Raw genomic sequence first — 26,388 nt, 5'->3', positions numbered from 1 at the left:
TTCTTTATGAATAATACTAATGATTTTAATTTAAAAAAAGTCTTACCTGCAGTTTTAACAATTGCAATTGGAATGCTTTTAGTAATGATGGATACAACCATTATGAATGTCACTCTTCCGCATATCCAGTCTGCTTTCCATCAAAATCTCTCAAATAGTCAGTGGGTCATTACTGCTTATACTTTAGCTATGGCCACAGTTATTCCATTTGCTGGATTTTTGGGAGACCGCTTTTCAGATAAAAAAGTTTTTGCTTTAGCAATCATTTTTTTCACTATCGCTTCATTTCTTGCAGCTAATGCTCACTCACTGCAAAGTCTTATTATTTGGCGAATTGCTCAAGGCTTAACTGGTGGCGTTGTTGCTCCAATCGGAATTGGGATGTCTTTTAAAATTATCCCAATGGAAAAACGAGGTTCAATGATGGGCCTTCTAGGGTTACCAATGTTGCTCGCTCCAACAATAGGCCCTGCACTTTCAGGTTTCTTAGTTAAACACTTCAATTGGACAACTGTCTTTTTGATTAATCTTCCGGTTGGAATTCTAGCCTTAATCTTTGTTCTCCTCTTTCTCCCAAATTTTTCTGCAAATAAAGCAAGTAAAATTGACTTAAAAGGGGCTCTTCTTTCTCCATTTGCCTTTCCAATTTTAATTTATGGTGTGCACGTTGGGGCAGATAAAGGCTGGTCAAATCCTACTGCCCTCTCTTTTGTAGGGCTTGGTTTTATCATGTTGCTTTTATTCATTATTGTTGAACTACGTGTTGAGAATCCTCTTTTACACCTTCGAGCTTTTGCAATTCCTGAATTTACAAAAGGAATTTCGCTCATGTGGCTTAATCAAATCGTTGTTTTTGGGGCCATGCTTCTTGTCCCACTTTACTTACAAAATGTCGTTGGACTTTCTTCTGAAAATACAGGGCTAATCATGGTTCCGCAGGCAATTGCTAGTTTTTTAGGAATGACAATCGGTGGGCGTATTTTTGATAAATTTGGGACGAAAGCCGCAGTTCTGCCGGGCTTTACTCTGGGAGCTTTAAGTCTTAGTCTTTTTAGTCAAATTAAACCAAGTTCTTCTTTGGCTTTCACACTTTGTGCTATTGTTTTGCTTGGTTTAAGTCAAGGTTTAGTCAATATGCAAGTTAATAATCACGCCCTTCAATCTGTTCCAATGAAAAATATTAGTCGAGTTACTCCACTGACAAATGAAATGATGCAAGTAGTCAACTCATTTGCCATTGCCTTTTTGACAGCATTTTTAAGTGGTCAAATCAAAAAACAGACTGGACTTTCTCCTTTACAAGCGAATCTAACTGCCTTCCATAATACTTTTTACTTACTTCTTATTTTTGTAAGCTTCGGTTTCATTTTAAGTCTATTTTTGAGAAAAAAAGTGAAGGCATAATAAAAAAACACTGTTAAAATAAACAGTGTTTTTTATTACCAATTTTTAACCAAAGCTGGAATTTCTAATAGGTCTTGAATTTGCACATCTGGTTGTGCTTCTCCACTAACTTCCAATTGTTTTGGATTATACCAAATTGTCTTTATTCCAGCTCTATTCCCTCCTAAAATATCAGTTGCTAGGGAGTCGCCAACGATGGTAAATTCCTTTTGATTGGCCGCTTCAATGTGGTCAAAGACATAATCGAAGAAAGCAAGAGAAGGCTTATGATGACCCACTTCTTCACTAATAAAGATTTCTCTAAAGTGATCAGAAATTCCAGACTCAAATATTCGTGGGCGCGATACACGTGACGTTCCATTACTAACCACATACATTTCTGCCTCTTTTGCTGACAGCTCTGTCAGTAATTCTTTGGCATGATTAATCAACTCATGCCCTTGTGATAAGTAAAGTTGATATTCATCATCAACAGCAACTGGATTATAATTTACTGACACATTTAAAGCTCTAAAAGCATGGTCAAATCGAGTAGATAGAAGTTCTTCGCGTGAAAGTTTTTCTGATTCGTGTAAACGCCAAAGCGCTTTGTTTTCACGAGAGTAAGTCGCACGATTTTCCTGATTATCTTCAATTTGATAGTGGGTAAAAATTTTTCCCAAAGCATCATATTCTGCTTTATCAAAATCAAGTAAGGTGTTATCAATATCAAAAAGTAGTACAGTCATTTCTTTTCCTTTGCTTAATGTATTCTTTGCATTCCCTACATTATAACAGAAAAGGAGATAAAGATGAATGTTCTGAAACTTGAAAATTTTTTCAATGACAATAGACAGATGATTTTACGATAAAAATTTTAATATTAAATTAGTGAAAAAAATCTACCCTAAAGGTAGACTTTTTATTAATGTCTAAAATGACGAAGTCCTGTGAAGACCATCGCAATTCCATATTTATCACAGGCATCAATCACTTCTTGGTCACGTACAGAGCCACCTGGTTGAACAATTGCTTTAATTCCTGCCTTAGCAATTTCATCGATATTGTCAGCAAATGGGAAAAAGGCATCCGAACCAAGAACCGCATTTTCTTGAAGTTCTACTGATTTATCTGCGGTTGCCTCTAAGGCAATTTTTACTGAGCCCACACGGTTAGTTTGGCCAGGACCAACACCAAGCGTCTGGTGGTCATTGGTCACAATAATCCCATTTGATTTGACAAACTTAACTGCTTTCCAAGCAAACTTCATGGCCTCCATTTGTCTGTCAGTTGGTTGAACTTTAGTCGCCACTGTCCATTCTTTTGGATTTTCAACAATGACATCTTGATTTTGAACAAGTAGTCCTCCAAGAACACCTGTTATAAGCGCTTCTTTTTCTGAGGCTTCTTTTTTAGAAAAATCAACGGTTAAAAGTCGAATATTTTTCTTTTTACTTAAAACTTCCAAGGCTTCTTTGCTATAAGAGGGTGCGATAATAATTTCAAGGAAAATCTTACTCATTTTTTGCGCAGTTGCCAAAGTTACTTCTCGATTTAAAACAATAATTCCACCGAAAATTGAAACTGGGTCTGCTTCATAGGCATAATCCCAAGCTTTTTCGATATCCGTTGCTCTTCCAATCCCACATGGATTCATATGTTTGAGGGCTACAACTGTTGGTTCTTCAAAATCTCTTGCAATCTGTAAAGCAGCATCTGCATCACGAACATTGTTATAGCTTAATTCTTTACCATGAATTTGCTTACTTTGGGCAATTGAATAAGTCGTAGGTATTCCTGACTCATAAAAATCTGCATTTTGTTGCGGATTTTCACCATAACGCATTCCTTGTTTAAGGTCGTAAGTCAAGGTTAATTTTTCTGGTTTTACATTTTCTACCGGAAATTCTTCTGTCAAATATTGTGCAATTAAAGCATCATAACTTGCAGTGTGGCGAAATACTTTTGCTGCAAGTTGCTGACGAAAACTTAAACTTGTTTCGCCTTTTACTGACAGCTCTGTCAGTACTTTTTCATAATCATTTGGGTCACAAACGACTGTGACTGACGCATGGTTTTTAGCTGCTGAACGCAACATTGAAGGACCACCAATATCAATCTTCTCAATCATTTCTGCTTGACTTCCCCCAGCAAGCAAAGTTTCTTTGAAGGGATATAAGTTCACAACAACCAAATCAATTGGAGAAATATGATGTTCTGTCATTGATTTCATGTGACTTTCCAAGTCTCTACGTCCAAGAAGGGCTCCATGAATTAGTGGATGCAATGTTTTAAGGCGCCCATCCATCATTTCTGGAAATCCTGTTACTTCATCAATTGCAATATTCGGAATTTCTTCTTGGTCCAGAACGGCTTTCGTTCCACCCGTTGAGATAATTTCCCAACCTAATTCTCGAATTTCCTTAGCAAATTCTACAATACTTTCTTTGTCTGAAACACTGATAAGTGCACGTTTTGACATGATTTCCTCCAAGTTTTCTGCTGACAATTCTGTCAGTAATATTTTTCTTATAAAAGAACTGACAGAACTGTCAGTAAATCTTTATCATGTCTTTATTTTACATTTATCGTTTGGAAATAAAAAGCACCAGTTTTAAAACTGGGCTTTTTTTATTATAATTGTTCGGAAATTACTTTTAGTCTTTAATTAAAAACTCTTCATTGAAAATTCCAATATATGGCAACTGACGGTAACGTTCCGCATAATCAATTCCATAGCCCACAATAAAGGCATCCGGCACTTCAAAGCCAACATAATCAGCGTCAATATCAACTTTACGACCACTTGGTTTATCTAATAAAGAGATAATTTTTACTGAATGCGCTTGACGTCCTGTCAGCAATTTTTTAAGATAGAGCAGAGTATTTCCAGTGTCAATGATATCTTCAACAATCAAAATATCACGTCCATGAGCCACGGTTGATAAATCTTTCAAAATTCTAACTTCTCCAGAAGATGAAATCCCATAACCATAACTGGTAACATCCATAAAATCAACTTCAGCATCAATTGATAATTCTTTAAGTAAATCAACCGTAAACATGATTGACCCTTTTAATATTCCAACAACAAGTGGATTTTTTCCCTCATAATCGCGTGAAACAACTTCCGCAAGTTCTTTGACACGTTCGGCAATTTGTTCTCTGGTAAATAAAACTTCTTTTAAATGTGGATGCATTTTTCTCTCCAATTTTTTTCACAATATGTTTCTATTTTAGACTTTTTTAGAGAGAAGAAAAAGACCAGAAGTCTGACTTTGGTCTTTTTTAGCTTACAACGTTCGGAAATAGAAAATTTTCAAAACCATAATTTTCTTAATCAACTTTAATAACTCCCAAATCCAACATCGTTTGTGCCGTTTGAATAATCGCTGCTTCACCTGAACGTGGTTTCCAGCCTAAAAGTTTAACTGATTTTTCATTTGAACAAGCTGTGTTTTGCCCCAAAAATGTAGCTGGCATCGCCAAACTTTTATCAAATCGAGCTAAAATTTTAACAAAAAAGTCGGGAATTACCTGAGTAGATACTTTTTTAGCTTTTGTACCAAATTCCTTTTTCAAAAACTCGGCTTGCTTTTTGTAAGTAATATTTTGGCCTGAAGTTGCAATGAAACGTTGACCAATCGCTTCATCTTTTTCAAGAGCTAGCAAATGTAAATCAGCAACATCACGAACGTCAACATAATCAAATGCTAAATTTAAAAGTCTGGGCATTTTACCTTCAAACATATTTTTTATAGCCGCACTAGAATGTGAAAAATCATTTCCAAGAATTGGACCCATAACAGCTGTAGGTAAAACCGATGCTCCTTCAATACCATAAGCTTCTGCAAGTTTCCAAAACTCCATTTCCGCCATCGTTTTAGAACGTTGATATGCATTAATTGGAGCATCAAGATTTGTCCAATCTTTCTCTGTGAAGATTTCTGGATGATGCTTATGCCCCGCTAAAACTGCTCCCGATGCTGAGGTCAAAACCACTCGTTTAACTCCTGCTTGCTTGGCTGCTTTCATCACAAACTTCACTCCATCTATAGCCATTTTCACCATTAAATCATCAGCGTCAGGACGTTGCAAAGGCGTTGGTGAAGCCACATGAATCACAGAATCAACACCAGTCATGGCTTGACTCCAGCCTTCTTCTTTTGTCAAATCAGTTTGGACAAAACCTAAATCTGTAAAATCTGAAATTCCGCCTTGTGCCATCATTTTTTTCACTTCTTCTTGTCGAGACATCGTCCGCAATGTCGCCCGTACTCGATAGCCTTTTTTCAATAAAGCAATCATGATAAACATAGCAATATATCCAGAACCACCTGTTACAAGAATTGTTTTTTTATTTGTATTTGTCATTTAATTTTTCCTCTATTTTTCTTAATCCACATCTGTTACACTTGAAACTTATGTAAAATTATTGTACGATAGAAGTGTTAAAAATACAAGCCTTTGAAAAGCTTGTGTGACACAATCAGGAGAAGTGTAATGGCAGCGACAAACTATTCCCAAACTATCAAAAACGATACAAAAGATTTTATTACTACAGCTATTTTGCAACTATTAGGAATTCAAAAAACATCCGAAAAACCAAAAAATCTTGCTCAACTCACCGTTTCAAACGTTTGTAAAAGAGCCGGAGTTAGCAGAATGGCTTTTTATCGTAACTTTGAGTCCATTGACCAGGTCATTTATCAATACTATCAGCCTCAAATTTCTCAAAGTTTTGAAATCATTCGTCAGAATGTTTCTGCCAGTTCAAAAATTGAAAACCAATTAAAATTCTTTGAAGAATTCAAAAATGACCTCTTCCTTTCTGAAAGTCAAGGTTACGAACCAATTATTCGTCAAATTTATATTGAAGAAATTGAGAAATTTTATGAAAAAACAAATGACGAATATTTCATTACTTTTGTCGCAAATGGAGTTTATGCTCTTTGGCGCAAATGGTTAATGAACGGTCAAGATAAGCCAATTGAAGAAATACATGAACTCATTAGAAAAATTGTTACAATTTAAGTAAAAATAAAAAGACACTTGCACGTGTCTTTTTAATATAAATTTATTTTTTAAGCAATTTCCTGTCCTAAATGAATCACCTCATCCAAATAACTTTGAGTTTCATCATATAGATGGTGTGTAATCATAATCACCGTCAAATCAGGATTTTCTAAAATATTTTTTTCTACAGCTAGAGCTGTTTTTTTGTCAACACTCGCCGTACTTTCATCCATCACTAAAATTGGCTTACTGCCCATTAATTCTCTAGCAACAGATAATCTTTCTTGCTGACCTCCTGATAAATTTTTATCATAAACCGTATCAAGTTTATTAAATACAAAGTCATCAGCACAAGCAATTCTAATCGACTTATCAAAGATATCTGGCGAAATTTTACGCCCTAAAGTCAAATTTTCTTCTACTGTTTCCTTAAAAAGATAGGGAAATTGCATAATCACACTCATCACATGAGGTAAAGATTTTCGATTAATTCCTTTGTAATCTTTCCCATCTAATAAAATTTCTCCTTCATAGTCTTGCTTATTCCCAACCAACAAATTAATCAAGGTTGATTTTCCACTTCCACTATCGCCAATAATCGCGTATTTTTTTCCTTTTTCAATGACAATTTCTGGATATTCAATTTTTTGCCCATCAGGAAATGCAACAGCCAGATTTTTTAATTCTAACTTACTTTCAAAAGCTGTCACTTCTTCTCCGTCAGTAACTTTTGATTCGTCAGTAATTTTTCCATATTTCTCTAACAGCTTTCCCGTTGCATTGAGCAATATTAAACTATTTGCTACACTTTTTGAGTAATTAGTTACTGTTCCTGACAAATTTCCGACACTCATGACAACACCAATGCCAATTTGCCCATTCATGATAAGAAAACCGGCAACAGCTAAAATCAAAAACTGCCCTAACATACTAGTCCCTAATAAAGAATACTGCATCCAAGCACGGGTAAAAATTAATTTCACATTCGCCGTAGCTAATTGATTAAATTTTCCCATGGTTCGCTCTTGCATAAGACCCAATTGTTTATTATGATAAAGCACTTCATAACCACGCAAGTAATCCGTAGATGTCGCTAAGGCATCATTTGCAAGTTCCGACACTTGTTCCGTATCTCGTTCCACTGATTGTTTAAACATTTTTGGAAAATAGAACAAAAGTGCTCCAACCAAAAGGGTTGTCAAAAGCAATATCCAGTGGAAAAAGATAATAGCAATTCCTGAGAATAGCATCGCAACAATTCCCGTATAAACAAAATAAATCTGGTGGAAACCATTATCATAAAGTAGTTTTGTATCATTATTTAACCACGAATTATAATCTTCCTTACTATTTTTTTCAAAATCAGAATAAGAAATTTCCGTCAGAGGCTCAATGATATCCCGGCGTACAGCATTAAGCTGTTTTTGTATGGCAATTTCTTTCCAAACATCACGCGCTCCTTGAACAAAACTATCGACCAACCAAAGGATAATATCAATAGCTAACCATAAGAAAAATTGATTCATCTCTTTTGCAATCAAAGAATTGAGCACATTTGCTAAAAAGACCGAACTCAAGACCGCAAGAGCAATATCAATCGTGATAAGTAAGAAAACCATAAAATTTTCAAATTTGAATTCTTTAAGATACTTTACCATTTTTCCTTCTCTTATTTTACTTAAGATTATGTTACCACTACATTTTAGCATTTAAATTTCAAAAGTAAATAGCGCTTACAAAAGTATTCTAGATGTTTTATTTTCTTAAAAGAACTGAAAATTTTCTCTTATTTTTTTTATTAAGCTAAAACGTAAGAAAAAACTTCATCATTGCTGATGAAGTATAATTTGGCGAACGACTTCTGGATAGAGCTTGTGCTCTGCTTCATGAACAGAACGCTCATAGACTTCTAAATTTTCGTGATAAGCGAGCGGGATTTGAGCAATCAATTCCCCAGTATCAACACCCTCATCAACATAATGAATACTGATTCCCAACCCCTTTTTTGCCTCATGTGAGTCTTCAATCGCATGAGGTGAACCGGCAAAATCCGGAAGATAAGAAGGGTGAACATTGATTATCTTTCCTTTATATTTTGATAACATCGTCGCACCAATGATTTTCATGTAGCCCGCCAAGAGAATTAAATCAATTTCTTGGTCTTCTAAAATTTCCACCAAAGCCTTCTCATAATCCACTTTTGAAGAAAATTCTTTTAATTCCAAACTTGCCTTTGCCACCCCTAATCGCTCAGCACGTTCAAGTACATAAGCATCATGATGATCTGAAAAAACAAATTTCACTTGGTCTGGAAATTGTTCAGCTAGTGTTTGAAAGTTTGAGCCATTTCCTGATGCAAATACCGCAATTTTCATGCTATCCCCTATTCTCAATGAAAAAGATTATTTTTTAATCACTACTGCTGAATCTTGTCTTTTGACCATTTTACCAATTTCAAATGCATTCAACTCTTTTTTGAGAGCTTCAGCATTTTCAGGAGCAACAGCAATTACCATTCCAATTCCCATATTGAAAATTTCATACATTTCTTCATGTTTGATATTCCCATATTTTTCAAGAGCTTTGAAAATTGGTAAAATATTCCAAGAACCTTCAACAATTTCAGCTGACAAGCTATTTCCGAACATTCTTGGTAAATTCTCATGGAATCCTCCGCCTGTAATATGAGCAATTCCTTTTATTTTATTTTGTTTAATCAAGGGTAAAAGCTCTTTGACATAGATTTTTGTCGGAATTAAAAGAGTATCAATCAAAGATTGGTCAAGTTCAGGCAATGATTCATTCAAATCAAAGTCAGCAAAAACTTTCCGAACCAAAGAGTATCCATTAGAATGAATCCCAGATGAGGCAAGACCAAGCAAAACATCGCCCGCTTCCACATCTTTTTCACCATCAATTAATTGTGATTTTTCAGCCACACCCACAGCAAAACCAGCTAAATCGTAATCATCTTCATCATACATTCCGGGCATTTCAGCTGTTTCTCCACCAATCAGCGCTGCTCCTGCTTGCAAGCAACCTTCGGCCACTCCAGCCACAACTTGCTCCAATTTTTCAGGAATATTTTTCCCTGTGGCAATATAATCCAAAAAATACAACGGCTCAGCCCCAGCAGCAATAATATCATTGACGCACATGGCCACGCAATCAATCCCAATCGTGTCATGTTTGTCTGCTTGAATAGCTAACATCAATTTAGTTCCCACACCATCTGTACCCGAAATCAATACAGGCTCTTTGACATCAAGCACAGATAAATCAAAACTTCCACCAAAACCACCCAGTGCCCCAAGCACACCCAAACGTTCGGTTTTAGCCACATGCTTCTTAATACGAGAAACCACCTCATACCCTGCTTCTACATCTACCCCAGATTTTGCATACGCATTCTCAGACACTGTCATTCTCCATTTTCTGATTTATTTTATTCTACTTCCATGTTAAATGATTTTCAAACATAAAAAAAGTTCCAGCGGGTAGTACTGAAACTTTTCGATTGAATCGTTCGGAAATAACAAATCATTTCAACTGTAATTGTCTATCAAATATAAAAAACCGCCAGCATCAGCTAACGGCTTTTTTCTATTTATTCAGCAATTTTTTGAATATCAAAGTCAATCTTGTTATCTATAAGTGTTACAATTACTTTTGATTTTGGTGGAATTTTTCCTCCGATAATCAGCTTAGCTAATGGATTTTCGATGACTTTTGTCAAATAACGTTTGAGTGGCCGTGCACCATAAGCCGGTTCATAAGCATTTTCGGCAATCCAAACTTTTACTTTTTCACTCAACTCAAGTTGAACGTCCATTTCTTCAAGACGATGTGAAAGTTGGCTAGTCATTTTAACGATAATATTCTTGATGTCTTCAAGTACTAATGGTTTGAAAAGAATGGTATCATCAATTCGATTTAGAAATTCTGGTTTGAAATGTGCCCGAAGTTGAGCCATCACGTTTTCAGTTGTTTCTTCCGAAATTTCACCATTTTCTCCAACATTATCCAGCAAATATTGCGAACCGACATTTGAAGTCATAATCAACACTGTGTTCTTAAAGTCAACGAGAACACCTTTAGAGTCAGTTAAACGACCGTCATCCAAAACTTGCAACAAGATATTGAAAACATCTGGATGTGCTTTTTCGATTTCATCAAGCAAGATGATTGTATAAGGATTACGACGAACCGCTTCGGTCAATTGTCCGCCTTCATCGTAGCCGACATATCCTGGAGGGGCTCCGACTAAACGAGAAACTGAGTGTTTTTCCATATATTCACTCATGTCAATCCGAACCATATGTTCTTCTGAATCAAAGAGATTTTCAGCCAAAGCTTTCGCAAGCTCCGTCTTACCTACCCCAGTTGGACCGAGGAAGAGGAATGAGCCAAGTGGACGGTTAGGGTCTTGAATCCCTGCACGTGCACGGATAATGGCATCAGATACGGCTTCAACCGCTTCATCTTGTCCGACGACCCTTTGATGCAGTGTTTCTGGCAAGTGAAGTAATTTTTCACGTTCACCTTCAACCAATTTGGTAATTGGAATACCGGTCATGCGTCCAACCACTTCGGCGATTTGTTCTTCAGTGACTGATTCTTGAACTAAGGATAAATCATCTGATTTTGCTTTTTCTTCAATAGATTTGAGTTCTTTTTCAATTTCAGGAATTTTACCATAACGAAGGGCTGCCGCTTTTTCTAAGTTTCCTTCATTTTGAGCTTCTTCCAATTCGTGGCGAGCATGTTCTAATTCATTTCGTTTTTCAGAAATATTGCCCACTTCTTTTTTCTCAGCTTCCCATTGAGCTTTGAGTTGATTATTTTCTTCTCGAAGTTCAGCAATTTCACCACGTATAATTTCAAGACGTTTCTTAGAAGCATCATCTCGTTCTTTTTTGAGGGCCGCTTCTTCAATTTCTAATTGCATCAAGCGACGATTAGCTTGGTCAAGTTCAGTTGGGAGTGAATTCATTTCTACACGAATTGTTGCACTGGCTTCATCAACCAAGTCAATGGCTTTATCTGGTAAAAATCGGTCAGTAATATAACGATTTGAAAGGGTTGCTGCTGCGACTAAAGCATTATCATGAATGGTCACTCCATGGTGAATTTCAAAACGTTCTTTTAGACCACGCAAGATTGAAATCGTATCTTCAACAGTAGGTTCAGTAACCAATACCTTTTGGAAACGACGTTCAAGTGCTTTATCTGTTTCCATGTATTTACGATATTCATCCAAGGTAGTTGCCCCAATCAAATGGAGTTCACCACGTGCAAGCATTGGTTTTAAAAGGTTCCCAGCGTCCATTGAACCTTCTGTTTTACCTGCACCAACAATCGTATGAAGTTCATCAATAAAGAGGATAATTTGTCCATCTGATTTTTTCACTTCATTAAGGACTGCTTTCAAACGCTCTTCAAATTCACCACGATATTTCGCTCCTGCAATCAGGGCACCCATATCAAGTGAAAAGATTGTTTTATCTTTCAGATTTTCAGGAACGTCTTTTCTGACAATCCTTTGCGCTAATCCTTCGACAATGGCTGTTTTACCAACCCCAGGTTCACCAATAAGAACAGGGTTATTTTTTGTTTTACGAGAAAGTACTCGAATGACATCACGAATTTCTTCATCACGTCCAATGACAGGATCTTGTTTACCTGATTTAACTTGAGCAACGAGATCTACCCCATATTTTTCAAGTGCTTTGTATGTTTCTTCTGCATTTTGACTGGTCACTTTATCACCTCCGCGTAATTTTTCAATCGCAGCTTGCGCTTTTGCTTTTGTTAGTCCATGGCTGACCAAATAACTGATCAATGGATTTTGTTTTAATTCAAAGAGGGCAAGGAGAATAATCTCAGTTGATAGGTATTCATCGCCCATTTTTTGCGCAATTTTGTCTGCTTCAGTAAATACTTGGAACAAATCTGGACTTAGGTTTTGACCATAAGTAATATTTGAACCTTCTACTGAATTAATTTTGTCAATTTCTTTTTCAATTAAATTTGTAAAGTCATCTAGGTCAATCCCTAAATCTTTATAAAAGTTCGCCCCAAAACTATTAGGTTGAACAAAAATTCGCCATAAATGTGGAACTTCAATCACTTGGTGATGACGAACTTGCGCAATTTGTTGCGCTGAACCAAGTGCTTCTTGCATCGTTGTTGTCATTTTTTCGATGTCCATAAAAACACCTCATTTCGATTTCATAGTTAGTAGTGATTATTATCTTTTTCTCACTACATTCTAATTATAATACTTTGGTCAGTAATGGTCAAACTTTTTGATTCGTTATTTATAAAAATTTATTTGCACTTTTTAAATGAATTATTTGCGTACTAATACTAGTGAAGCTGTCTTTTTAATACACTTTGCCTTATAATGGATTTAGATGTCAAAATAAAAAGATAGGAGAAAAATGACTCAACAACTAAATTCTTTGGGAAAGTCTGCCCTCTTAATATTAAGTAATACAATTATTGTCCTTCCATTCATGATTTTTATTCAAATTGCAAAAGGAACCTCGCTTCTTGCCCTCCTTCCTTTTCTGCTCTTTTATACTTTCAGAATGACTGGCGTATTCTTTATAAGGGGAATAAAAACAAGAATCAACAGCTATAGTCTTTTAAAAATTTCATTGTATGCCGGTTTACTTGGTTGCTTGCTTGGATTTATGGGTTCTTTCTACTTTCCTTTCTATACTTTATCCGGAATTCTTTTAGGAGTGAGTGCAGCTTGGTTGCCTATGTCAAACACTTCGGTAAATTATTATCTAAAAAATACTAACCAGCTTATCAAAGGAAAAACCTTAGTTAGCTTACTTTTATTTTTAACCCTTGGCTTTTCTTTTGTCTTATCCCCTTCTCTAAAATATCCCCTGTTCTTTGTCTTCTATGGAATAGTTTATCTTCTCTCCTTCCAATTAGTTGGAAATTTGGACAATTACAAAGTTGATCCAAATGATTTAGAAAAAGCTTCATATAAATATCTTATTTTATTTGCTTTATTTTTTGTTTGCCTCTTTCTATTACGCTCAAGTCGACTACTTGCCAATAGTTTAGAATTTGATTATTTCATTTTCGGATTTTTCTTTTTGGTCACCCTCTATATTGTCGCTAAGAATTTTTTCAAAAATAAAATTCAAAGAAATATCCCTCGTAAATTATCATATTTGACAGCTATTAATGGGGCAGTGGGAAATTATTTATTTCTTTTTTGTTCTTTGTATGTCGCTGGCTTTTATGGTCATCAGCATTTATTTTTACAGTTTTATCTTCCTTATGTTTTAGGAATTGTCTTTGCCTCTAAGGTCAAAAATTTACTTGGAAATAATGTCAAAACCTACTCTTTAATCGGCATTTTTCTAGGTTTACTTTTGATTGTTTTTAGTCCTCTATTTGCTCTAGGTTTATTCCTTACTAGCTTATTCAAAGGAAGTTTAAATTCAAGCTTAACTCAAGACTATGAAAGTACTATTAATATCGTTGAAGATAAACGGATCTGGGTAAAATATACCATTCAAAATATCGGAAGTATTCTTCACCAATTTTTGTTAATGCTTTTAGGTTCACTCATCATCATGAAAAATGGCTTATCTATCAAGACCTTGTTCGTCATTACTTCAACTCCTATACCTACAGCTCGAAGTATTGAACTAATGAAATCATGGAATCTTATTGCTACGTCATTGATTATCTTAATTATCATCGCCTATCTTATTTATCCAAAAATAGTTCCACTTCTTAAAAAATCAAAGTAAATTAGAAAAACTCATGTCTAAACATGAGTTTTTTATTTAATACGAGAGGTCAGTGAACTTTCTTTTCCTTCGATAATTTTATGAATCTCTTTAGCAAATTGACTTCGTTTAATTGGACGATAACTTTTTAAGAAAGAAAAAATTGGAATTTTTATGAGTGGCTCCAATAGGCGTGCTGGAAAATAACTGCTTTTTCGTGAAGCATCATAGACAATTCCTGGAAAAACAGAAACAAATCTTGATTTCAAACGTTTTTTACCATAAGCCTCTACTTCTTTTTTAGCTTTCATATAGTCATTCATGAAAAAGGGACCATCGTTTGCCGAAATAAAAAGACATTGATTTTTTGAGTCAACTATTGTATCAATGATTATTTTTGCTGGTTGAATACTATTTTTTTCATAAGTTGTTCCCTTTGATTTACTTGGAAATAGAATTCCTACCGCATCAATCACCCAATCTGATTTTTGTAAAAGTTCTTGCCAATCACCGGTTTCATTTAGATTAGCGGAATGATAGAGGACTGGCTCAACTAGATTATCTTTAGATTTACCATTTCTTGATAAACTGTGTAATTCATAATCCGCAACTTGAGCAAGTTCTTTGAAAATTCCTTGGCCAACCAGTCCAGTTCCTCCAACTATTGTAATAATCATTTGCTCACCTCACTTGCTTTTATTTCTTATCCTAACATATTAAAAGGAGTAATCTAAAATAATCGCTTTATAATTTAGCTAAAAAAACTAGAGTGAGTCCTCTAGTTTTTCATTTCACGCTATTTTTCGCTAACGATTCCAAATAGTCAGCTTCATAATCATAAAGCGGCGTTGGATATTCGCCATCAAAATATGACAAGCAAAGTTTATCATGACCAATCGCCTCGACAAGTCCTGTCTGGCTGAGATAGGTCAGACTATCCGCTCCGATAGCTTTTCTGATTTCATCAGTCGTGTGTGTAGCTGCGATGAGTTCGTCACGATCTTGAATATCAATGCCATAAAAACATGGATATTTGAGAGCGGGACTGGCGATTGCCACATGAACTTCAGCGGCGCCTGCGTCTTTGAGGAGTTTGACAATGCGACGGCTGGTTGTCCCACGCACAATACTATCATCCACCATAATGACACGTTTGCCTTCTACAACACCTCGAACAGCACTCAATTTCATGCGAACGCCTTGTTCACGAAGTTCTTGAGTCGGCTGAATAAATGTTCTTGCCACATACTGATTTTTAATCAGGCCCATTTCGTAAGGCAAGCCAGATTCTTCAGCATAGCCTGAAGCGGCACTGAGTGATGAATTAGGCACACCGATGACAATATCAGCATCAATTTGGGCTTCTTGGGCTAAAATTTTTCCTGAACGTTTTCTGGCAGTATGCACATTAACTCCAGCAATATTACTGTCAGGACGGGCAAAATAGATGTATTCCATTGAACAAATAGTCATGTTGGTGCTGTCAGTAAATTGGTCCACATGAATGCCGTCGTCATTAATTTCAATGATTTCACCGGGTTGAACATCTTGAATCCAAGTGGCGCCAACGACATCAAAAGCACAAGTTTCTGAGGCCACAACAAGTGCACCGTTGCTCATTTTACCGATTGAGAGTGGTCGAAATCCATTAGGATCAAGGGCTGCGACAATTGAATTTTCAGTCATAATGAGATAGGCAAAGCCACCTTTGACCGTATTGAGCGCTTCTTTGACTCTGCCCATAAATTCTGGATGATGACTACGGCGAATCAAATGCATGAGGATTTCTGTGTCTGAATTACTGGAGAAGATTGCCCCAGATTTTTCAAGTTCACAGCGCAATGATTGGGCGTTGGTTAAATTTCCATTGTGGGCAAGCCCAAGTGCTCCGTCATGAAATTCAAACTGGAAAGGCTGAATATTATTGATATTTGCTGAACCAGCCGTGGCATAACGGACGTGTCCAATGGCTGCTGAGCCTGTCAGCTCTTCCAAATCTTTTTCGTCACGGAAAACTTCTGTGACCAGACCCAGACCACGATGACGATTGAGTTTGCCATTATTATTGACCAAAATCCCTGCACCTTCTTGCCCGCGATGTTGGAGAGCATGAAGTCCAAAATAGGTCAGGCGAGCGGCATCAGGATGCCCCCAAACGCCGAAAAGTCCACATTCTTCATTTAAATGAGATCGTTCGTCATCTGGATGTTGTTGCCACCAACTATTTTCATTGGACGAATTCTTCCCCAGCACTCTTAAATCAAGCGTCTGTTCTTTGCCAAACATAATTTTTTCCCTCTATCGATTCTTTTATTATATTTTAATTCTATCTATATTGTTTGGAAATAAAAAGTCCTAATAGGACTTTTTTAATTTTTTCAAGTTAATTGTTCGGAAAAATCATTTCCAATAATCTTCTTCTCCAAAATCAAGATGCTTGGCATCTTCTTTATATTTTTCAAATTCGGCAAGAGCTTCTTCAAAAACTTGTTTAGAAAGTTGGTAAGCATCTTTGCCCATAAGATAGTGCATTGGTGGATTTTCAAGTTTGGAAACTTTGATAAATGCTTTGGCTGCCGATGCTGGATTCCCTACCTGAGTGCCAGAATATGAATTTAGATGTTCAAGCAGTTTATGCGCCTTTTCATAATCTGAAAACTTATCTGGCGCACTCTCTTTGGAACGCCCTGCCCAATCTGTCCGAAAAGAACCAGGTTCAATATTTGTCACAAAAATCCCTAAAGGTTCAACTTCTTTTCGGAGCGTTTGAAAAAGTCCCTCCATAGCAAATTTTGTAGCATGATAATAAGAAAGGTTTTCAGTTGTTGTCAGTCCACCACGGGATACCGTATTTAGAATACGCCCCGATTTTTGTTTACGCATATAGGGTAGAACCGCTAAGGTCATATCATTCGCTCCCCAGAAGTTTGTGTCCATCATATTACGCACTGCTGATTGATCAGATTCTTCCATGACACCAAAATAGCCAAATCCTGCATTGTTAACCAGAACATCGATTCGTCCAAACTTAGCGATTGTTTCAGCAACAGCTTTTTGAATAGAATCTCCTTTCGTCACATCAAGACTTATTTTTAAAATATTTTCTTTGTCAGGAAGCTCTGACAAAGTTGATAATTGCCGAGCAGTAGCAACTACTTTATAGTCTCGAGCAATTAATTCTTCAACCAAAGCTCTACCAAAACCCGTTGAACTTCCAGTAACAAGCCATACTTCATCTTTTTGCATTTTGAAACCCTCTTTCGATTAAATATAACAAAATTATACTTCTTTGTTTCTTTAGTGTAAAGTAAATGATTTTTATTAATTTTAAGTAAAAAAAGACATCTATATCAACTTTTATTTCATCAGAGCTGGCAACGCATCTTCATAAATGCTGACAGCTTCGTCAGTAGAAATAGAAAGTTCATTCATTTCCAAAATTCCGCTGTCAGTAACTTTTCCGATTACTTCGCCACTGATAGAACTTTCTGTCAGTAATTTTTCAAAAGCAGCTTGATTTTCTGGTGAAATTGAGAGTATAAAGCGACCTTGCGTTTCTGAGAATAATTGGGCATTGGTTAAATCAACTTTCACATCAACGCCTAAGCCATTTGCAAAAGCAGATTCAGCTAGAGCAATCGCCAATCCTCCTTCTGCCAAGTCATGTGCTGAGCTGACCAATCCGTCAGTAATTGCTTTTAAAACAAAATCTTGATTGATTTTTTCAGTTTCTAAATCAAAATCAATTCTGCCAGAAATTTCGCCTGTCAGCATTTTTTGAAGTTCAGAACCTGAAAAATCATCAAAGGTTTGACCAACCAAAACAATCAAATCACCCGCTTTTTTAAATTCTTGAGTCGTAATATTTTTTACATTCTCAATCAAACCAACCATTCCAATCATCGGCGTAGGTAAAATAGCTGAACCGTTTGTTTCATTGTAAAGACTAACATTTCCTGAAATAACCGGTGTATCAAGAGCCAAACAAGAACGTGAAATTCCGTCAGCCGCCGTTGTTAATTCCCAAAATTGTTCTGGTTTTTCCGGATTTCCAAAGTTCAAACAGTCAGTAATCGCAAGCGGTTTTCCACCAGAGGCCACGATATTACGAGCCGCTTCAGCAACTGCGATTGCTCCTCCTTTTTCTGGATCAAGATAGAGGTAGCGAGCGTTACAGTCCGTTGTCATCGCAAGTGCTTTGTTAGTTCCACGCACTCGTAAAACTGCGCTATCTGAGCCTGGTGCAACAACAGTGTTGGTCATCACGCGCGAATCATAAGTTTCATAAATTGATTTCTTGCTAGCAATTGTCGGTTGAGCCAAAAGTTTTTTGAAAATTTCACTGACAGAGCTGTCAGTAATTTCTGGAAGATATTTTTCACTGTCAGTAAATTTTTGAATTCGCTCAGGAACTTTTGCCTCACGGTAATAAGTTGGGGCATCTTCCGCCAATGAATCAACTGGAACATGAGCCACCATTTCCCCTTTATGATAAAGCGTATAAAAGCCATCATCAGTCACTTGCCCAATATTCACAGCATCAAGGTCGTATTTTTTAAATAAATCAATAATTTCTTGTTCATGTCCTTTTTTGACACAAAGCACCATACGCTCTTGTGACTCAGACAACATCATCTCATAAGGAATCATCTCTGTTTCACGCTGAGGCACATTATCTAAGTTAAGACGCAGGCCTGACCCAGCTTTTGAAGCCATTTCTGATGTAGATGAAACCAATCCAGCTGCTCCCATATCTTGAATTCCAACTAAAATATCGCCATGATTTTGGATGACTTCAATACAAGCTTCAAGCAATAATTTTTCCATAAATGGATCACCGACTTGAACCGCTGAACGTTGTGTTTCTGAACCAGAACCAAATTCTTTAGAAGCAAAAGACGCCCCATGAATGCCGTCACGTCCTGTTTTCGCTCCGACATAAAAAATAGAATTCCCCACACCTTTAGCTTGTCCTTTTTGTATGTGTTTATGTTCAATCAAGCCCACACACATGACATTCACCAAAGGATTTCCAGCGTAAGATTCATCAAAGGCTACTTCGCCACCAACCGTCGGAATTCCAATACAGTTTCCATATCCCGCAATCCCAGCTGTCACTTGGTCCACAATATGACGTGTTTTACCATTGTCAATTGGTCCAAAACGCAAACTGTCCAAAATTGCAATTGGACGAGCTCCCATTGAAAAAATATCACGAATAATACCACCAGAACCAGTTGCTGCACCTTCATAAGGTTCAACGTAAGATGGATGATTATGAGATTCAGCCTTGAAAACAACCGCCAAATTATCACCAATATCCACAACCCCAGCCCCTTCACCAGGCCCCATCAAGACTTGTGGCCCAGTCGTCGGAAATTTTTTTAAGACAGGTTTTGAATTTTTGTAGCAGCAATGTTCTGACCACATCACGGCATACATCCCAGTTTCCGTAAAGTTTGGCAAACGGCCATCAAGAATCTCATCCTTGATTTTCAAATATTCTTCATCCGTCAGTCCCCACTCACGGTAAATTTTGCTTTCTTGAATCTGTTCTGGTGACATCTCCAAAGTCATGTTATTCTCCTATAAGATATGAGAAACGCTTGCTTAAAAACGTAGAAAACTACAGCCCAATTTACTGCATTAGTAGTCTAAAGAATATAGGTTCCAATAGAAATGCAACTTGTATATTCTCAACTTTAAAAGCTTTCAGCGCTCTGAATTCAATTATTTCAAATTACAAATTTACTGACAGATTCGTTTTTTAAAATCTAAATTCTGTCAGTAATTTTTTTATTTTCCAACAAAGTTTTTCAAGACAGAAGCAAACAAATGTACTCCATCAGCGCCACCAAGCAGTTCTTCCATGGCCCGCTCAGGGTGAGGCATCATCCCAAGCACATTTCCTTCTTTATTGACAATTCCAGCAATATTTTCAACTGACCCATTAGGATTTTCGTCAGCATAAGTAAAAATAATTTGCCCATTTGCTTTAAGTTCAGCAAGCTGAGCTTCGTCAGCAACATATTGACCCTCACCATGAGCAATTGGTAAATTAATCAAAGCATCCTTGGCATATTCAGTCGTAAAATTACTTTGATTATTTTCAACTTTAAGAGCTTGCCATTTGGAAACAAATTTCAACTCCTCATTGCGAATCAATACACCCGGTAAAAGCCCAGATTCAACCAAAATTTGAAATCCATTGCAAGTGCCAAAAACCGGTTTTCCTTCTTTAGCCAAACGTTTGATTTCCGGCATAATATTGGCAAATGACGCAATCGCACCACAGCGTAAATAATCACCATAAGAAAAGCCCCCTGGAATCAACACTCCGTCAAAACCTGCAAGCGACTTCTCATCATGCCAGACAAATTCTGCCTCAGCTCCCATAACATCACGAATTGCCCAAAGTAAATCAAAATCACAATTTGACCCTGGAAATTGAATGACTGCAAATTTCATTAATTAGCTCCTTCGCTTTGTTCATTCAAAATTTCAACTTTATAAGTTTCCATATTTGGATTTGCCAACAATTCATTGGCAATTTCAATTGCTTTTGCGCGAGCAATCTCAGCTTCTGCATCAAATTCAAAATCGAAAAATTTTCCAACATTTAATTCTGTAACTTCTTGATAACCCATTTTATGAGTTGCCGCTTTAATCGCTTGGGCTTGAGGGTCAAGAATTGAGGCTTTGTAAGCCACGTAAACACGTACTTTAGTCATTTTAAAATTCTTTCTATATAAGATGTGAGGAACTGTCCTAAAAACTAGAACTCATTTATTTCGCATTTTCTAACAAATTCAAAACTTCAGTATAAGTTTCAACTAAATCACCAATATTACGTCTGAAAACATCTTTATCCATATGCTGACCATTCGCATCCCAGAGACGTGAAGTATCAGGTGAAATTTCATCAGCAAGAATAATTCTTCCGTCAGCAAGACGGCCAAATTCAAGTTTGAAATCAACCAAAGTTAAGCCGATTTCAGCCCAGATTTTTTTAAGAATCTCGTTGATTTTACGCGTTTCACTCTTTAAAAATTCAATCTCTGAATAAGTTGCAATGTTCAGGAATCTAACATGTTCATCATTAATAAATGGGTCATCTAAAGCATCATCCTTATAGTAAAACTCAACAATTGGTTCTTGTAAAACAATTCCTTCTTCAAGACCAAATCGTTTGGCAAAAGAACCAGCAACAACATTTCTTAAAACAACTTCTAAAGGAATTATTGAAACTCTTCTATTCAATTGTTCGGTTTTTGATAGCTTTTCTATAAAATGCGTTTCTAAACCTTCAGCATTTAATTTTTCAAAAATTAATGAAGTAATTTGATTATTTAGAGCACCTTTTCCTCTAATCTGTTCTTTACGAGCACCATTTAATGCAGTCGCTTGGTCACAATATTCCACCCAGAGCACCTCTGAATCATCAGTAAAATACAGTTTCTTAGCTTTTCCTTCATAGAGCAACTTTTCTTTTTCCACATTATCCTCCATCCATTTAAGGAATTCTTTATGCTTCTTATTCTATTCTAATGAGCCAAATAAAAAAAGCTCTAGCGGATAAAACTAGAACTTTTTCAATTTATTGTTCGGTTTTTCTGAATGTTCGGAAATAGCACTTATTCCTTTTCTAAATACATGATTTCTTTCCCTTTTGATTCAGCATAAATGATTTCTTTGTATGTAGATTCGCCAATATATCCGTTCTTATTAACTACAAAAATTGCATCAGACAAATCAATTTTTTTAAAATGTGCACTTGAAAAAGCGCTAATTTCAGTAGGCTTGTAATCAATCATCTCTTTCGTTGGATATATTACACTCAGCACACAATTTCCCGTCAGTTCCAAAAGTTCAGCTTGAACTTTCATCTCTTCAATGAATTTTAAACTACCACAAATTGCAATTATTTTCATCTCGTTTCCTCTTAGAGAGTATTATACCACTCATCAGAAACTTCTTCCAACCAAACTGCTTCTCCCGCGGTAATGGCCACATGACTGAACCAGCTATCTTTTGTCGCTCCATGCCAATGTTTAACTCCTGCATGAGTAACAATCGTATCGCCCGCATGTAAAAGTTGGGCCTCCTTACCCTCTTCTTGATACCATCCCTCACCGGCTGTAACCAATAAAACTTGATAACCATCTTTATGAATATGCCAATGATTACGACAGCCCGGCTCAAAAGTCACATTTCCCACACCAAAGGGCAAGTCTTTATCCGCAATCATTCCTTCTAAATAAGATTGGCCAGTAAAATAAGCGCCATAAGGATTTTTTTCACCTTGAGGAAAAATAAGTGCATTCTCTAATTCTTTTTTATTCATTTCGTTCTCTCTTTTCTAATCAATCTGTTGATAACGCGTTATCTTTAGGCGCAGTTGATATTTTTCTCTCAATTCAGCAATTTTTGCCATCATCGGACTTTTATGATGAAGATCAATTGCTTCTTGGTTTTCCCATTCATCAATCAATAGAATTGCTTGTTTATTATCCAAAGGAACAAAATATTCATAACGTAAATTTCCACTTTGTTGACGTATTTTATCGACAAGACCAGAACTGACCATTTCATCAGCAAAGAGGCGGGCATTCTCCCCCTCACCTTGGTACAAAATGTTGACCGTAATTGTCATAGCTTTCCCCTCTTATTCCCAAATTTTTTTTGCAATATTAAAAGCCGACCAAGCCTTTGGCCACCCCACATAAAAGCTCAGATGCGTAATTATTTCTGAAATTTCTTCCTGACTTATTCCATTTTCTTTTCCTTTTGTCATATGAAAATTTAATTGTTCAAAATTTCCACCAGCAATCAAAGCAGTAATCGTAATGACACTACGTTCATGTGCTGAAAGTTCTTTTTCACGACTCCAGACTTCTCCAAAAAGAATATCGTCATTTAATTCAGCAAATTTTGGGGCAAATTCTCCAAGTTGTTCATGCCCTGCGGTTTGTTTTTCCATTTTAACCTCCAATTTTCTTCAATTCTCAAGGTATTCTATCTTGTGCTTTTTCCAAGTTCCTTCAAAAATTTTAGGCGCATCACTGTCGGTCTAAAATTTTTCTCCCAAGCAGGGTCCCAGCTCTGACCCGCACGTTGTCGATAAGAATCAATAAATTTATCAATATTTTCTTTATCCGTCACAGGTTCAAATTCCACTTGATAGACTTTCCCGTCAATGTGAATTTGACCCTTACGTGAATGCATTGCCGAATTCCACCAACTTGACGCCGTCCCACGACCTGCTGCTACCGCTAAATCATCATCAATATAAGCAAACCAAATCCAAGCAGGACGATGTTCTTGCGGGTCTGGGCTAATATAAATATCTTGTAGCTTAGAAAACTTTTTTACATCAATTTCCATTTTTTCTCCTTTTTTACCAAGGTTGTGTTGTAGGTCCAACAGTAAACTCGCTGACGTTAACATCTTCAGGTTGTTCAAGAGCAAAAGCAACAATGCGAGCAATTGCCTCTGGACTAATCCCATATTGTTCATAAAGAGCTGTCATTCCTTCTGCTGCTTCTTTGTCAGTGATTGTATTCAGTAACTCAGTATTTATAGCAGCCGGATAAATAGTAGCTGTCCGAATATGAGTTCCTTCTTGAGCAGATTCCATTCGGAGTACCTCCATTAATTCACGAACCGCCCATTTTGTTGCCCCATAAACACCACCATTGGGATATGCTTTTAGGCCAGCAACTGAACTCGTTGTGATAACATGTCCTGATTTTTGAGCTGTAAATTCAGGCAGTACAGCAGCGAGCCCATTAAGTACACCTTTTAAATTAATATCAACCATATTTTCCCATTCTTCAACATGAAGAGCTGATAAAGGGGAACTTGGCATGATTCCTGCATTCAAGAAAATAGCATCAATTTTGCCAAAATTTTCTTTCGCATATTGTACCAACTTTTTATTATCTTCTGGATTAGTTACATCTGTCACTTGATAGATTGCTTGTCCACCAGCCTTTTTAATTTTATCAGCCAGCTCCTGCAAACGATTTTCACGCCTTGCTGCTAGTACAATTTTAGCTCTTTTTTCAGCAAGTAATTCAGCAGTTGCTTGGCCAATACCGCTTGATGCTCCTGTGATTAAGACGACTTTGTTTTCAATATTGTTTGACATTTTTTCTCCATTCATTTTTAACTTCTATTTTTATTATATTCCTTGAAGTTCACTTCAAGTCAACTCAAAAGCTTCACATTGCTTTATCTTTTCGATGATTTTATTATAAAATATTTTTTACCTGCCGTGAAATGCTTTTTATATCAATAATTATGCTTTTTAAGCATACTGTATTAAATTATAAAAAAAGCTTCGTATCATTACGAAACTTTTTTAATCAGATTATTTTATCTTCTTGTTCAAAATCAAAGTATAGAAGACAAAATTAAGCAAAGCAAGACAAAGGAAAAACACAAATACATGTTGAGTTCCTGTTGTTAAATTACTTGATTTTGTTGCAATAAGACTAGCTGTAGCCGTTCCTGCTGACGCTGCAAATTGAGAAGTTGTAGTAAACCAAGCATTACCAGAGGCAGCTTTATCATGAGGAAGTTGAGCTAAACTATTGGTCATGGTCGTTGCAAAACTTGAAGAACGACCGATTGTGAATACAACATAAAGTCCCATCACACCCAGTAAAGTCAGATTCTTAGTAAAAATCGTTAATAAAACAAGAGCAATAAAGAATACAGTATTTCCACTATATAAAATCCCCCTGGCCCCTTTGCGGTCATAGAGCGCACCAATTGGACCTTGAGCTGCTGAACCAATTAATGAACCAGGCAATAAAGCAAAACCTGCTAATGTACTTGTAGCTCCTAACGAAACTTGTAAGAAGTTAGGAATGATAAAGTTAATTCCCAAATTGACAAATTGTAAAATACAATAAACTAGGACAGACAAAGTAAAAGTTGGGCTCTTGAAAACATTGATATCAATAAAATTCAATGTACTTGTTTTTGAACGCCAAATAAAAGCAATCAACCCCAAGATAAAGACCACTAACCAGATCCATGAAAATTGAGCACTTGAAAGTGAATCTAAAGCTAAAAGAGCACTGGTCATTACTAATGACAAAAATATAAAAGCAATAAAATCAAATTTGCCTGGACGTATTTTTTCACTTTTCTCAATAGCCCAAGCTCCTAAAGGGAAAAGACAGATTGGAATAATTAAAATAATTGCAAAAATCATTCGCCAACCTAAAGTTCCTGTTAAAAGTCCACCATAAGTCGGTCCAAGCGCTGGGGCAATACTCAAAATCATCCCAGCAAATCCCATCCAAAGTCCTACTGTCTCACGCGGAATTTTAGTTAAGACAAGATTAAACATCAATGGAATGGCAATACCAGTCCCGATTCCTTGAATTAAGCGTCCCGCCATTAAAATAGTAAAATTTGGAGAAATTAAACTCAGTAAATCCCCAAGGGTAAAAAAGGTTAATCCTGAAAAAAATAAAGTCCTATTTTGAAAACGTTGACTAATATATGAACTTGTCGGCATAACAATCGCAACAACTAATAAATAAGCAGTTGTTACCCACTGAACCGTACTCAGTGGAAGTCCGAAGGTCTTTTCAAGCGTTGGAAACGTGACATTTAAACTTGTTTCCGCTAATATCCCCATAAAAGCCACAAGGGCCACGGCGACAATTGAAAAGCGCGTTTTCGCGCTAATTTTATGATTGGCTGTATTTGTTTCTAATTCTGTGTTCATTCTTTTCCTTTCTGCATGCTAAAATTATTAAGAAATTTTTCAACTGCAACAATCTCCTCTGCTGACAAACCCGCCAAAGCTTTTTGATTATGTCCTTGGATATATGTTCTAATTTCAGGTAGATATTGTTTGCCTTCTTCAGTTAATTCAACTGATTTTTGACGAGCATCTGTTGGGCTCGCTCTTCTCTTAATCAACTGCCGTTTTTCCATACGTTGCAAAATTTCCGTTGTTGTAGAACGTCGGATATTAAATTCTAATTCAATCATCGTCTGACTGATTTCTTTTTCTGAGTCTTCTTCACTCTGGTTTCCAAGAAAATCTAATATTGACATTTGCTGACCCGTCAAATCAAGCTGAGCTGCAAAATTATCAAACTCTCGTGACATTTGATTACTGGCAACTTTTAAAAGTCGTCCAATTGCTTCTTTTTTAGTTCGCATACGAATCATTATAACACAATCTTTTTTGTTCGTCAAC

At 36.4% G+C, this 26,388-nt stretch carries 26 protein-coding genes; 3 read left to right on the top strand and 23 right to left on the bottom strand.

Annotated elements, in window-relative coordinates; all coding sequences use genetic code 11:
- Window positions 1-6: 6 nt before the first annotated feature.
- Window positions 7-1,404, top strand: a complete 1,398-nt coding sequence (locus AB6B24_RS08270) for an MDR family MFS transporter (protein ID WP_195936008.1) — start codon at window positions 7-9, stop codon at window positions 1,402-1,404.
- Window positions 1,405-1,439: 35 nt separating this feature from the next.
- Here the strand turns inward: AB6B24_RS08270 and AB6B24_RS08265 are convergent, their stop codons facing one another.
- The 4 genes from AB6B24_RS08265 to AB6B24_RS08250 form a co-directional block, all read right to left on the bottom strand.
- Window positions 1,440-2,132, bottom strand: coding sequence for a YjjG family noncanonical pyrimidine nucleotidase (locus AB6B24_RS08265; protein ID WP_012898134.1), 693 nt, complete (start codon window positions 2,130-2,132; stop codon window positions 1,440-1,442).
- Window positions 2,133-2,308: 176 nt separating this feature from the next.
- Complete coding sequence (purH, locus tag AB6B24_RS08260) at window positions 2,309-3,865, bottom strand: bifunctional phosphoribosylaminoimidazolecarboxamide formyltransferase/IMP cyclohydrolase (protein WP_311803189.1); 1,557 nt, start codon at window positions 3,863-3,865, stop codon at window positions 2,309-2,311.
- Between the two features lie 175 nt (window positions 3,866-4,040).
- Window positions 4,041-4,583, bottom strand: coding sequence for a hypoxanthine phosphoribosyltransferase (gene hpt / locus AB6B24_RS08255; RefSeq protein ID WP_003130055.1), 543 nt, complete (start codon window positions 4,581-4,583; stop codon window positions 4,041-4,043).
- Window positions 4,584-4,719: 136 nt separating this feature from the next.
- Complete coding sequence (locus AB6B24_RS08250; protein WP_311803188.1) at window positions 4,720-5,757, bottom strand: NAD-dependent epimerase/dehydratase family protein; 1,038 nt, start codon at window positions 5,755-5,757, stop codon at window positions 4,720-4,722.
- Window positions 5,758-5,886: 129 nt separating this feature from the next.
- Here AB6B24_RS08250 and AB6B24_RS08245 point away from each other — a divergent pair, with 129 nt between their 5' ends.
- Window positions 5,887-6,417, top strand: a complete 531-nt coding sequence (locus AB6B24_RS08245; protein WP_058219847.1) for a TetR/AcrR family transcriptional regulator — start codon at window positions 5,887-5,889, stop codon at window positions 6,415-6,417.
- A 50-nt stretch (window positions 6,418-6,467) separates the two neighbouring features.
- Here AB6B24_RS08245 and AB6B24_RS08240 read toward each other — a convergent pair whose 3' ends face one another.
- The 4 genes from AB6B24_RS08240 to clpB all read right to left on the bottom strand — a co-directional run bounded on the left by AB6B24_RS08240 (window position 6,468) and on the right by clpB (window position 12,610).
- Window positions 6,468-8,057 carry an ABC transporter ATP-binding protein gene (locus AB6B24_RS08240; RefSeq protein WP_311803187.1) on the bottom strand — a complete coding sequence of 530 codons (1,590 nt, stop codon included), beginning with the start codon at window positions 8,055-8,057 and terminating at the stop codon, window positions 6,468-6,470.
- Between the two features lie 168 nt (window positions 8,058-8,225).
- Entirely contained in the window at window positions 8,226-8,774 is a 549-nt protein-coding gene (gene purN, locus AB6B24_RS08235; protein ID WP_311803186.1) for a phosphoribosylglycinamide formyltransferase, read from the bottom strand.
- A 27-nt stretch (window positions 8,775-8,801) separates the two neighbouring features.
- Window positions 8,802-9,824, bottom strand: coding sequence for a phosphoribosylformylglycinamidine cyclo-ligase (gene purM / locus AB6B24_RS08230; protein ID WP_311803185.1), 1,023 nt, complete (start codon window positions 9,822-9,824; stop codon window positions 8,802-8,804).
- Window positions 9,825-10,006: 182 nt separating this feature from the next.
- Window positions 10,007-12,610, bottom strand: a complete 2,604-nt coding sequence (clpB, locus tag AB6B24_RS08225) for an ATP-dependent chaperone ClpB (RefSeq protein ID WP_311803184.1) — start codon at window positions 12,608-12,610, stop codon at window positions 10,007-10,009.
- 232 nt (window positions 12,611-12,842) lie between these two features.
- Here clpB and AB6B24_RS08220 point away from each other — a divergent pair, with 232 nt between their 5' ends.
- A complete protein-coding gene (locus AB6B24_RS08220) occupies window positions 12,843-14,183 on the top strand; it encodes a hypothetical protein (protein WP_311803183.1) in 1,341 nt (446 codons plus the stop codon).
- A gap of 32 nt (window positions 14,184-14,215) precedes the next feature.
- Here AB6B24_RS08220 and AB6B24_RS08215 read toward each other — a convergent pair whose 3' ends face one another.
- From AB6B24_RS08215 to AB6B24_RS08145, 15 genes are all read right to left on the bottom strand, one after another.
- Window positions 14,216-14,839 carry an NAD-dependent epimerase/dehydratase family protein gene (locus AB6B24_RS08215; protein WP_311803181.1) on the bottom strand — a complete coding sequence of 208 codons (624 nt, stop codon included), beginning with the start codon at window positions 14,837-14,839 and terminating at the stop codon, window positions 14,216-14,218.
- A gap of 109 nt (window positions 14,840-14,948) precedes the next feature.
- The gene (gene purF, locus AB6B24_RS08210; protein WP_311803179.1) at window positions 14,949-16,448 is read right to left on the bottom strand and encodes an amidophosphoribosyltransferase; all 1,500 of its coding nucleotides are present in this window, start codon (window positions 16,446-16,448) and stop codon (window positions 14,949-14,951) included.
- A gap of 114 nt (window positions 16,449-16,562) precedes the next feature.
- On the bottom strand, window positions 16,563-17,408 hold the full coding sequence (locus tag AB6B24_RS08205; RefSeq protein WP_311803178.1) for an oxidoreductase: 846 nt from the start codon (window positions 17,406-17,408) through the stop codon (window positions 16,563-16,565).
- A 111-nt stretch (window positions 17,409-17,519) separates the two neighbouring features.
- A complete protein-coding gene (purL, locus tag AB6B24_RS08200; protein WP_311803176.1) occupies window positions 17,520-19,739 on the bottom strand; it encodes a phosphoribosylformylglycinamidine synthase subunit PurL in 2,220 nt (739 codons plus the stop codon).
- A gap of 219 nt (window positions 19,740-19,958) precedes the next feature.
- Complete coding sequence (gene purQ / locus AB6B24_RS08195) at window positions 19,959-20,630, bottom strand: phosphoribosylformylglycinamidine synthase subunit PurQ (RefSeq protein WP_311803174.1); 672 nt, start codon at window positions 20,628-20,630, stop codon at window positions 19,959-19,961.
- Entirely contained in the window at window positions 20,630-20,893 is a 264-nt protein-coding gene (purS, locus tag AB6B24_RS08190; protein ID WP_010906021.1) for a phosphoribosylformylglycinamidine synthase subunit PurS, read from the bottom strand. Before purS ends, purQ begins: the two co-directional genes overlap by 1 nt.
- A gap of 55 nt (window positions 20,894-20,948) precedes the next feature.
- The gene (purC, locus tag AB6B24_RS08185; protein WP_047206522.1) at window positions 20,949-21,659 is read right to left on the bottom strand and encodes a phosphoribosylaminoimidazolesuccinocarboxamide synthase; all 711 of its coding nucleotides are present in this window, start codon (window positions 21,657-21,659) and stop codon (window positions 20,949-20,951) included.
- A gap of 137 nt (window positions 21,660-21,796) precedes the next feature.
- Window positions 21,797-22,093, bottom strand: coding sequence for a hypothetical protein (locus tag AB6B24_RS08180; RefSeq protein WP_047206523.1), 297 nt, complete (start codon window positions 22,091-22,093; stop codon window positions 21,797-21,799).
- A gap of 11 nt (window positions 22,094-22,104) precedes the next feature.
- A complete protein-coding gene (locus AB6B24_RS08175; RefSeq protein ID WP_047206524.1) occupies window positions 22,105-22,506 on the bottom strand; it encodes a cupin domain-containing protein in 402 nt (133 codons plus the stop codon).
- A gap of 15 nt (window positions 22,507-22,521) precedes the next feature.
- Window positions 22,522-22,815, bottom strand: coding sequence for a putative quinol monooxygenase (locus tag AB6B24_RS08170; RefSeq protein WP_311803173.1), 294 nt, complete (start codon window positions 22,813-22,815; stop codon window positions 22,522-22,524).
- Window positions 22,816-22,827: 12 nt separating this feature from the next.
- Window positions 22,828-23,142, bottom strand: coding sequence for a carboxymuconolactone decarboxylase family protein (locus tag AB6B24_RS08165; protein ID WP_260311080.1), 315 nt, complete (start codon window positions 23,140-23,142; stop codon window positions 22,828-22,830).
- 35 nt (window positions 23,143-23,177) lie between these two features.
- Window positions 23,178-23,546, bottom strand: coding sequence for a DUF2255 family protein (locus AB6B24_RS08160; RefSeq protein WP_311804348.1), 369 nt, complete (start codon window positions 23,544-23,546; stop codon window positions 23,178-23,180).
- Between the two features lie 13 nt (window positions 23,547-23,559).
- Window positions 23,560-24,312, bottom strand: a complete 753-nt coding sequence (locus tag AB6B24_RS08155; protein ID WP_311803172.1) for an SDR family oxidoreductase — start codon at window positions 24,310-24,312, stop codon at window positions 23,560-23,562.
- 222 nt (window positions 24,313-24,534) lie between these two features.
- The gene (locus tag AB6B24_RS08150) at window positions 24,535-25,908 is read right to left on the bottom strand and encodes an MFS transporter (protein WP_369164460.1); all 1,374 of its coding nucleotides are present in this window, start codon (window positions 25,906-25,908) and stop codon (window positions 24,535-24,537) included.
- The gene (locus tag AB6B24_RS08145) at window positions 25,905-26,351 is read right to left on the bottom strand and encodes a MarR family transcriptional regulator (RefSeq protein WP_311803169.1); all 447 of its coding nucleotides are present in this window, start codon (window positions 26,349-26,351) and stop codon (window positions 25,905-25,907) included. The genes AB6B24_RS08150 and AB6B24_RS08145 overlap by 4 nt, the downstream gene beginning before the upstream one ends.
- Window positions 26,352-26,388: the final 37 nt, after the last annotated feature.

The organism is Lactococcus sp. AK05 (assembly GCF_041026685.1).
GTDB lineage: Bacteria > Bacillota > Bacilli > Lactobacillales > Streptococcaceae > Lactococcus > Lactococcus lactis.
This window is presented reverse-complemented; position numbering and strand designations above follow the sequence as displayed.

What these genes read in the sequence shown, in the direction of transcription:
- purQ (WP_311803174.1), bottom strand. Translation starts at nt 20,630, where the DNA reads ATGAAATTTGCAGTCATTCAATTTCCAGGGTCAAATTGTGATTTTGAT.
- AB6B24_RS08165 (WP_260311080.1), bottom strand. Translation starts at nt 23,142, where the DNA reads ATGGAAAAACAAACCGCAGGGCATGAACAACTTGGAGAATTTGCCCCA.
- AB6B24_RS08180 (WP_047206523.1), bottom strand. Translation starts at nt 22,093, where the DNA reads ATGAAAATAATTGCAATTTGTGGTAGTTTAAAATTCATTGAAGAGATG.
- purH (WP_311803189.1), bottom strand. Translation starts at nt 3,865, where the DNA reads ATGTCAAAACGTGCACTTATCAGTGTTTCAGACAAAGAAAGTATTGTA.
- AB6B24_RS08175 (WP_047206524.1), bottom strand. Translation starts at nt 22,506, where the DNA reads ATGAATAAAAAAGAATTAGAGAATGCACTTATTTTTCCTCAAGGTGAA.
- AB6B24_RS08170 (WP_311803173.1), bottom strand. Translation starts at nt 22,815, where the DNA reads ATGACAATTACGGTCAACATTTTGTACCAAGGTGAGGGGGAGAATGCC.
- AB6B24_RS08245 (WP_058219847.1), top strand. Translation starts at nt 5,887, where the DNA reads ATGGCAGCGACAAACTATTCCCAAACTATCAAAAACGATACAAAAGAT.
- purL (WP_311803176.1), bottom strand. Translation starts at nt 19,739, where the DNA reads ATGACTTTGGAGATGTCACCAGAACAGATTCAAGAAAGCAAAATTTAC.
- purN (WP_311803186.1), bottom strand. Translation starts at nt 8,774, where the DNA reads ATGAAAATTGCGGTATTTGCATCAGGAAATGGCTCAAACTTTCAAACA.
- hpt (WP_003130055.1), bottom strand. Translation starts at nt 4,583, where the DNA reads ATGCATCCACATTTAAAAGAAGTTTTATTTACCAGAGAACAAATTGCC.
- AB6B24_RS08270 (WP_195936008.1), top strand. Translation starts at nt 7, where the DNA reads ATGAATAATACTAATGATTTTAATTTAAAAAAAGTCTTACCTGCAGTT.
- AB6B24_RS08215 (WP_311803181.1), bottom strand. Translation starts at nt 14,839, where the DNA reads ATGATTATTACAATAGTTGGAGGAACTGGACTGGTTGGCCAAGGAATT.
- AB6B24_RS08265 (WP_012898134.1), bottom strand. Translation starts at nt 2,132, where the DNA reads ATGACTGTACTACTTTTTGATATTGATAACACCTTACTTGATTTTGAT.
- AB6B24_RS08145 (WP_311803169.1), bottom strand. Translation starts at nt 26,351, where the DNA reads ATGCGAACTAAAAAAGAAGCAATTGGACGACTTTTAAAAGTTGCCAGT.
- AB6B24_RS08160 (WP_311804348.1), bottom strand. Translation starts at nt 23,546, where the DNA reads ATGGAAATTGATGTAAAAAAGTTTTCTAAGCTACAAGATATTTATATT.
- AB6B24_RS08250 (WP_311803188.1), bottom strand. Translation starts at nt 5,757, where the DNA reads ATGACAAATACAAATAAAAAAACAATTCTTGTAACAGGTGGTTCTGGA.
- AB6B24_RS08220 (WP_311803183.1), top strand. Translation starts at nt 12,843, where the DNA reads ATGACTCAACAACTAAATTCTTTGGGAAAGTCTGCCCTCTTAATATTA.
- purF (WP_311803179.1), bottom strand. Translation starts at nt 16,448, where the DNA reads ATGTTTGGCAAAGAACAGACGCTTGATTTAAGAGTGCTGGGGAAGAAT.
- clpB (WP_311803184.1), bottom strand. Translation starts at nt 12,610, where the DNA reads ATGGACATCGAAAAAATGACAACAACGATGCAAGAAGCACTTGGTTCA.
- purM (WP_311803185.1), bottom strand. Translation starts at nt 9,824, where the DNA reads ATGACAGTGTCTGAGAATGCGTATGCAAAATCTGGGGTAGATGTAGAA.
- AB6B24_RS08205 (WP_311803178.1), bottom strand. Translation starts at nt 17,408, where the DNA reads ATGCAAAAAGATGAAGTATGGCTTGTTACTGGAAGTTCAACGGGTTTT.
- AB6B24_RS08240 (WP_311803187.1), bottom strand. Translation starts at nt 8,057, where the DNA reads ATGGTAAAGTATCTTAAAGAATTCAAATTTGAAAATTTTATGGTTTTC.
- AB6B24_RS08150 (WP_369164460.1), bottom strand. Translation starts at nt 25,908, where the DNA reads ATGAACACAGAATTAGAAACAAATACAGCCAATCATAAAATTAGCGCG.
- purS (WP_010906021.1), bottom strand. Translation starts at nt 20,893, where the DNA reads ATGACTAAAGTACGTGTTTACGTGGCTTACAAAGCCTCAATTCTTGAC.
- AB6B24_RS08155 (WP_311803172.1), bottom strand. Translation starts at nt 24,312, where the DNA reads ATGTCAAACAATATTGAAAACAAAGTCGTCTTAATCACAGGAGCATCA.